Genomic DNA, 7,443 nt, shown 5'->3' on the forward strand with positions numbered 1-7,443 from the left:
CCCGGGACACCCTGAAGCGCCCGCACCCCCGCACACCCAGAGAGAACGCCATGGACCGCCTCGACAACACCATCCGCCCCTACGCCTGGGGTTCCCCGACCGCCATCCCGCAGCTGCTCGGCGTCGAACCGACCGGCGAACCGCAGGCGGAGATGTGGATGGGTGCCCATCCCGGCGCGCCCTCGCGCACCGACCGGGGCACACTCGTCGAGATCGTCGGCGCCGACGCCGAGAAGGAACTCGGACCCGCCGCCGTCGCCAAGTTCGGCCCCCGGCTGCCCTTCCTGCTCAAGCTCCTCGCCGCGGGCGCCCCGCTCTCCCTCCAGGTCCACCCCGACCTCGCCCAGGCGAAGGAGGGCTACGCGGACGAGGAACGCCGCGGCATCCCCGTGGACGTCCCGCACCGCAACTACAAGGACGCCAACCACAAACCCGAACTGATCTGCGCCCTCACCGAGTTCGACGGCCTGTGCGGCTTCCGCGCCCCGCTGGAGGCCGCGGCCCTCCTCGACGACCTCGCAGTCGACTCCCTCAAGCCCTACGTCGACCTGCTGCACGCCCACCCCGAGGACGCCGCCCTGCGCGAGGTCCTCACGGCGATCCTCACCGCCGACCCCGACGAGATGTCCCGGACCGTCGCGGAAGCAGCCGCCGCCTGCGACCGCCTCGGCGGCGCCTACGCCCCCTACGCCGACATCGCCCACCACTACCCGGGCGACCCCGGCGTCATCGCCGCGATGCTGCTGAACCACGTCCGGCTCCAGCCCGGCGAGGCCCTCTACCTCGGCGCGGGCATCCCGCACGCCTACCTGAACGGCCTCGGCGTGGAGATCATGGCCAACTCCGACAACGTCCTGCGCTGCGGCCTGACTCCCAAGCACGTCGACGTCCCCGAACTCCTGCGCATCGTCCGCTTCCTCCCCGGCGACCCCGGCGTCCTGCGCCCCGAGGCCGCCCCGGACGGCGAGGAGGTCTACGAGACCCCCATCGACGAGTTCCGCCTCTCCCGCTACGTCCTGCCCGAAGCCGGTACCGCCCACGACCTCACGCGCCCGGCCCCCCAGATCCTGCTCTGCACGGCCGGTACGGTCCGCGTCGGCGAGCACGAGCTGACCCCCGGCGCGTCCGTCTTCGTCCCGGCCGACGAAAAGGCCGAAGTGTCCGGAACGGGAACGCTTTTCCGGGCCACCGTCATCGCCTGACCGTTTCGACGCCCCCCGTGCCGGTGACCTGAGACACCGCGGCCGGAACGGGCTGCAACAATGGCCCACCGTCAAGCACGGGCAAAGCCACGGACGCCGCACACGGCGGCGTCCCGGCCCTGAAAAACGGCGTACGAAGGGACATCGCGAACATATGAGCGCGTCAGGCGGCACCAAGGCGATCGTGGCGGCACTGGCCGCCAACCTCGCGATCGCGGTAGCGAAGTTCGTGGCGTTCATCTTCAGCAACTCGTCGTCGATGCTCGCCGAGTCCGTCCACTCACTCGCCGACTCCGGCAACCAGGCGCTGCTCCTGGTCGGCGGCAAGAAGGCCAAGCGCGAGGCCACCCCGCAACACCCCTTCGGCTACGGCCGCGAGCGCTACATCTACGCCTTCCTCGTCTCCATCGTCCTCTTCTCGGTCGGCGGCATGTTCGCCCTGTACGAGGGCTACGAGAAGATCAAGCACCCGCACGAGCTGACGCACTGGTACTGGCCCGTCGGCGTCCTGGTCTTCGCGATCATCGCCGAGACCTTCTCCTTCCGCACGGCCATCAAGGAGTCCAACGCCCTGCGCGGCCAGCGCTCCTGGAAGGACTTCGTCCGCCACGCCAAGGCCCCTGAGCTCCCGGTCGTCCTCCTGGAGGACCTCGGCGCCCTGGTCGGCCTCATCCTCGCCCTCGGCGGCGTCGGCCTCGCCCTGCTCACCGGCGACGCCGTCTGGGACGGCATCGGCACCCTCTGCATCGGCGTCCTGCTCATCCTGATCGCCCTGGTCCTCGCCGCCGAGACCAAGTCGCTGCTGCTCGGCGAGTCCGCGGGCGCCGAGGAGACCCAGAAGATCGAGGCCGCCCTCGTGGACGGGGAGACGGTCACCCGCATCATCCACATGCGCACGCTCCACCTCGGCCCCGACGAGCTCCTCGTCGCCGCCAAGATCGCCGTCCAGCACGACGACACGGCGACCGAGATCGCCTCCGCCATCGACGCCGCCGAGTCCCGCATCCGCGACGCCGTCCCGATCGCCCGCGTCATCTACCTCGAACCGGACGTCTACAGCGAGGCCGAGGCGGCCAAGGGCCCCGACCCCGAGGCCTCCCCCGGAGGCCCGGCCCCCGCGGCCCACTGACCTCTCCCGCCTGCGCCCACGGGGCCCGCCGGACCAACCGGCGGGCCCCGTCGCCGTCCCCGGACCCGCCGCTGATCGCTCGGGGGATTCACGGGCGGGCTGGGGTTCGCCCCCGCCCCCGGTGTAGCTTGGGACGGAGCCAGACGTCGCTGCTGATGGCGGTCGGGTGGTCCGATGCGGACCGGCCGAGGGAGAGAGGGCCTCCGACGGACTGCGCTGCGCGTACGCGGGCATGCCTGTGTCCTCTTTCGGGCACTCCTGTGTCCGCCGCCGTGCAGACCAGCCGTACCCACCCTCGACCCAACCCCGAGGAGCAGCTCGCAATGACGACTGTCGAGAACCGACAGGACTTCAAGGTCGCCGACCTCTCCCTGGCCGAGTTCGGCCGCAAGGAGATCACCCTCGCCGAGCACGAGATGCCGGGCCTGATGGCGATCCGCAAGGAGTACGCCGAGGCGCAGCCCCTGGCCGGCGCCCGCGTCACCGGCTCCCTGCACATGACCGTGCAGACCGCCGTGCTCATCGAGACCCTGGTCGCCCTCGGCGCGCAGGTCCGCTGGGCCTCCTGCAACATCTTCTCCACCCAGGACCACGCGGCCGCGGCCATCGCCGTCGGCCCGAACGGCACCGCGGACAACCCCCAGGGCGTCCCGGTCTTCGCCTGGAAGGGCGAGACCCTGGACGAGTACTGGTGGTGCACCGAGCAGGCGCTGACCTGGCCGGACAGCCCCACCGGCGGCCCCAACATGATCCTGGACGACGGCGGCGACGCCACCCTCCTCGTCCACAAGGGCGTCGAGTACGAGAAGGACGGCAAGGTCCCCTCGCCCGACACCGCCGAGTCCGACGAGCACCGCGTCATCCTCGAACTGCTCACCCGCACCCTGGGCGAGAACCCCCAGAAGTGGACCCAGCTGTCCTCCGAGATCCGCGGTGTCACCGAGGAGACCACGACCGGCGTCCACCGCCTGTACGAGATGCAGCGCGACGGCACCCTCCTGTTCCCGGCGATCAACGTCAACGACGCCGTCACCAAGTCGAAGTTCGACAACAAGTACGGCTGCCGCCACTCCCTCATCGACGGCATCAACCGCGCCACCGACGTCCTCATCGGCGGCAAGACCGCGGTCGTCTTCGGCTACGGCGACGTGGGCAAGGGCTGCGCGGAGTCCCTGCGCGGGCAGGGCGCCCGCGTGATCGTCACCGAGATCGACCCGATCTGCGCCCTCCAGGCCGCGATGGACGGCTACCAGGTCGCGACCCTCGAGGACGTCGTCGACAAGGCCGACATCTTCATCACCACGACCGGCAACAAGGACATCATCATGGCCGCGGACATGGCCAAGATGAAGCACCAGGCCATCGTCGGCAACATCGGCCACTTCGACAACGAGATCGACATGGCCGGCCTCGCCAAGATCCCCGGCATCGTCAAGGACGAGGTCAAGCCGCAGGTCCACACCTGGACCTTCCCCGACGGCAAGGTGATCATCGTCCTGTCCGAGGGCCGCCTGCTGAACCTGGGCAACGCCACCGGCCACCCGTCGTTCGTGATGTCCAACTCCTTCGCGGACCAGACCCTGGCCCAGATCGAGCTGTTCACCAAGCCCGACGAGTACCCGACCGGCGTCTACGTGCTGCCCAAGCACCTCGACGAGAAGGTCGCCCGCCTCCACCTCGACGCGCTCGGCGTGAAGCTCACGACGCTCCGCCCCGAGCAGGCCGAATACATCGGTGTGAAGGTCGAGGGCCCGTTCAAGCCGGACCACTACCGCTACTGAGCCGAGCAGCACCGCTGCCGGTCAGCCGGCACCCGGTTCAGATCTCCGAGGCAGGCCCCCGCACCCCCGTGCCGGGGGCCTGCCCCGTTTGACGGACCGGCGACCGGCCCAGCCCGTCAAGACCCAGGACCCCCATGCCCCGCGGCCGATATTCGCTCCATGATCCGCACGATCACACCCCCCTCGCAGAAGAGCACTTCCAGTGCGCCCCCGGCCCCTCCGGCTGGCGCTACGTCTCCCAGCTGACCACCCCCGCAGGCGACCACCACGGCTCCGTCGACCTCACCCTCGACGAACTGGGCCGCCCCCTCCGCCTCGAACTGCACGCCGCCTCCTGGCAGGTCCGCGGCGCCGCTCTCGACGGCGTGACCTGGGTCCGCACCGATCCCACCGGTACCGAGGCCACCGAAGGCAATGTGCGCGCCCACGCCTTCACCGGCACGTCCCCGGCGTTCCTCGTCGCCACCGCCCGCCTCCTGCGCCTCACCCCCTCCCCGACCGCCACCCGCGTACGCCTCGTCGCCTTCACGGACCCGGTCCTCGCCCCGCGCACCGTGGACCAGTCCTGGGCCTTGGTGAAGAGCGAAGCACACGCCACTGACAACGGCCCCCTGACCGTGGACGAATACCAGGTCACAGCCCTGGACACGGGCGAGCAGCACACCGTGCACATCGCCGGCGACGTGGTGCTCGCAGCCCCCGGCATCGAGCTCGAAGACCTGGAGTCACCGCCGTCGGTGTTCACCTGAGCAGGCCGCCGGCCCCGGCCGGCCGGCGCCACCCTCCCCTACGCCGGCGGCACGAACCCGGTGCCGGGCCGCTCTCCGGCTGAGGCAGCCGGAGACTCCGCGGACCGCCGCTCCCCGCCGGACGGCTCGGACCCCACCTCGGGCGCCCGGACCGGCGGCGCAGAGGCAGCCGGTGTCGAGCCCGCAGTCCGGGCGTTGCCCGCTGCCGGTGTCCCGCCCGTACCCACCGGGCCGCCAGTCGCCGGAGCAGGAGCAGGAGCAGGAGCAGGAGCCGGAGGCGCAGCGGATGCGGATGCGGATGCGGTCGCCTGGGCCGCGTCGTTCCCGAAGGCCCGCCGGGCCTCCCGCGCCTGCCGTTCCTGCACGACCGCGGCCAGATACGCCGCCGGCGGCACATCCCGCGGCACGGGAGCACCCGTCCGCTCGGCGAGATCCGACGCGAGCCGCTCCGCCATCGACCAGCCCACCTGCGGATCCAGCTGCTGCATGCGCGTCAGGTACTGCCGGACGGCGAGCCACAGCCCGTCGGGCACCGCGGACAGATCGAGCCCCGAGAACCGCCCCGCCAGCCAGGGCGGAGGAGGCGGCACAAAGCCGGTCCGCGTGACCGGAAGCCGTTCCCGCACGACGAGCGTCCCGGCGAACACATCCCCCAGCCGCCGCCCGCGCGCCGACACGAACGAGGCGATGCAGGCGACGATCCCAAAGGTCATGAGGATCTCGACCACGCCGATCAAGCCCCTCACCAGCGCATGCCGGAACCGGATCGGCCCGCCGTCGTCCCGCACCACCCGCAGCCCGCACGCCATCTTCCCGAGCGACCGCCCGTGACTGAGCGTCTCCACCGCGATCGGCCCGCCCACCAGCACGAGAACGAACGTGGCGATCGACAGCGCCGTCTGCGCCGCCTCGTCGAGCGACGCCGTGGAAACGACCAGCGCGATGGTCACCGCCACGTAGACCGCCATGACCGCCACCAGGTCGAGCAGTACGGCCAGCGCCCTGCTGGGCAGCCTCGCGGGGCGCAGCTCCAACGCCACAGCCTCGCCCGTCACCAGCTCACTCACGCCTGCCGTCCTTCCCCTGCCCTGCCCCCGACAGGGCCAGTCTGCCAAGCTGAGGGCGCATCGCACCGTAGTACGACAAGCTGATCCACGACGAGCCTCCGACGACCAGCCGAGGAGCAGGCACCCCGATGGACCTCGACGTCTTCGTCTCCGCCCACCGAGCGGAGTGGGACCGACTCGAAGCCTTGCTCCGCCGCCAGCGCCGCCTCAACGGCGCGGAAGCCGACGAACTCGTCACCCTCTACCAGCGCACGGCGACGCACCTCTCCCTGATCCAGTCCAGCGCCCCCGATCCTCAGCTGACCGGTCGGCTCAGCCAGCTGGTGGCACGCGCGCGTAATGCCGTGACAGGCACCCGCCGCGCCTCCTGGCGCGATGTCACACGCTTCCTGGCCCACGGTTTCCCGGCCGCCGTCTACAAGTCGCGCCACTGGTGGGTGCCCACCGCGCTCCTGTCCACGGCCGTCGCGGCTCTCCTGGGCTGGTGGATCGGTACCCACCCCGAAGTGCAGGCCTCCATCGCGGCCCCCAGCGAACTCCGGGAGCTGACCCGCCCAGGAGGTCAGTACGAGACGTACTACTCCAGCCATCCGGCCGCGAGCTTCGCCGCCCAGGTCTGGACGAACAACGCCTGGGCCGCCGCCCTGTGCCTCATCCTCGGGGTCTTCCTGGGACTCCCGGTCCTCTGGATCCTCTTCCAGAACATGCTCAACCTCGGCATCGGCGTCGGCCTGATGTCCTCGGCCGGCCGCCTCGACACGTTCCTGGGCCTGGTCCTCCCGCACGGCCTCCTCGAACTGACCGCGGTCTTCGTCGCGGCCGGCACCGGCCTGCGTCTGGGCTGGACCCTCATCGACCCCGGCCCCCGGACGCGGCGGACGGCGCTCGCGGAAGAAGGCCGAGCCGCCATAGGCATGGCCATCGGTCTGGCCCTGGTCCTCTTCGTCTCGGGCGCCATCGAAGGCTTCGTCACCCCGTCCGGCCTCCCCACCTGGGCTCGCATCGCCATCGGGATCGCCGCCGAAGTGGCCTTCCTGGCCTACGTCTACGTCGTGGGCGGCCGTGCAGCCCGTGCCGGAGAGACAGGTGACGTCGAGGGGGCGGAACGCAGCGCGACCGTCCCCACGGCAGCCTGATCGTCCCGCCCACCGCCGGATGTGCGACCACCTCTGTTCAGCTGCTAGTCTCCTCTTCGCCCCACAGGAGCCGTTGACACGGCGAGTGCGGGGAGGTAGATTCGAACAGTTGCCTGGAGATGAGCTCTAGCTCCTGACCAGCCACAGTGAACATCTATCTGCTTCTTGGAACACTGATTTCATTGAAGCCTCTCCCGATGAATCGGAAATGAGCGGCCGGTCAGTCCGGTCCAAAACTTCTGATAAAGTCGGAACCGCCGGAAAGGGAAACGCGGAAGCGGAACCCTGGAAAGCACCGAGGAAATCGGGTCGGAAAGATCTGATAGAGTCGGAAACGCAAGACCGAAGGGAAGCGCCCGGAGGAAAGCCCGAGAGGGTG

The 7,443-nt window shown here is 70.4% G+C and carries 6 protein-coding genes; 5 read left to right on the forward strand and 1 reads right to left on the reverse strand.

Features of this window, described 5'->3' with window-relative positions:
• The first annotated feature begins 50 nt into the window (after window positions 1–50).
• The 4 genes from manA (at window position 51) to AB0E85_RS30265 (ending at window position 4,861) form a co-directional block, all read left to right on the forward strand.
• Window positions 51–1,202: a mannose-6-phosphate isomerase, class I gene (gene manA / locus AB0E85_RS30250; protein ID WP_361933709.1), complete on the forward strand. Its 1,152-nt coding sequence runs from the start codon at window positions 51–53 to the stop codon at window positions 1,200–1,202.
• A gap of 154 nt (window positions 1,203–1,356) precedes the next feature.
• Window positions 1,357–2,331: a cation diffusion facilitator family transporter gene (locus AB0E85_RS30255; protein ID WP_361933712.1), complete on the forward strand. Its 975-nt coding sequence runs from the start codon at window positions 1,357–1,359 to the stop codon at window positions 2,329–2,331.
• A gap of 323 nt (window positions 2,332–2,654) precedes the next feature.
• On the forward strand, window positions 2,655–4,112 hold the full coding sequence (gene ahcY, locus AB0E85_RS30260; protein WP_361933714.1) for an adenosylhomocysteinase: 1,458 nt from the start codon (window positions 2,655–2,657) through the stop codon (window positions 4,110–4,112).
• A 134-nt stretch (window positions 4,113–4,246) separates the two neighbouring features.
• The gene (locus tag AB0E85_RS30265) at window positions 4,247–4,861 is read left to right on the forward strand and encodes a hypothetical protein (protein WP_361933716.1); all 615 of its coding nucleotides are present in this window, start codon (window positions 4,247–4,249) and stop codon (window positions 4,859–4,861) included.
• 38 nt (window positions 4,862–4,899) lie between these two features.
• Here the strand turns inward: AB0E85_RS30265 and AB0E85_RS30270 are convergent, their stop codons facing one another.
• Window positions 4,900–5,928 carry an RDD family protein gene (locus AB0E85_RS30270; RefSeq protein WP_361933718.1) on the reverse strand — a complete coding sequence of 343 codons (1,029 nt, stop codon included), beginning with the start codon at window positions 5,926–5,928 and terminating at the stop codon, window positions 4,900–4,902.
• Window positions 5,929–6,056: 128 nt separating this feature from the next.
• On the opposite strand from AB0E85_RS30270, the gene AB0E85_RS30275 reads away from it, so the two are divergent.
• Window positions 6,057–7,064, forward strand: coding sequence for a stage II sporulation protein M (locus tag AB0E85_RS30275; RefSeq protein WP_361933721.1), 1,008 nt, complete (start codon window positions 6,057–6,059; stop codon window positions 7,062–7,064).
• The last annotated feature ends 379 nt before the right edge of the window (window positions 7,065–7,443 follow it).

Origin of the sequence: Streptomyces sp. NPDC029044 (genome assembly GCF_040637495.1) — a bacterium.
Classification (GTDB): domain Bacteria; phylum Actinomycetota; class Actinomycetes; order Streptomycetales; family Streptomycetaceae; genus Streptomyces.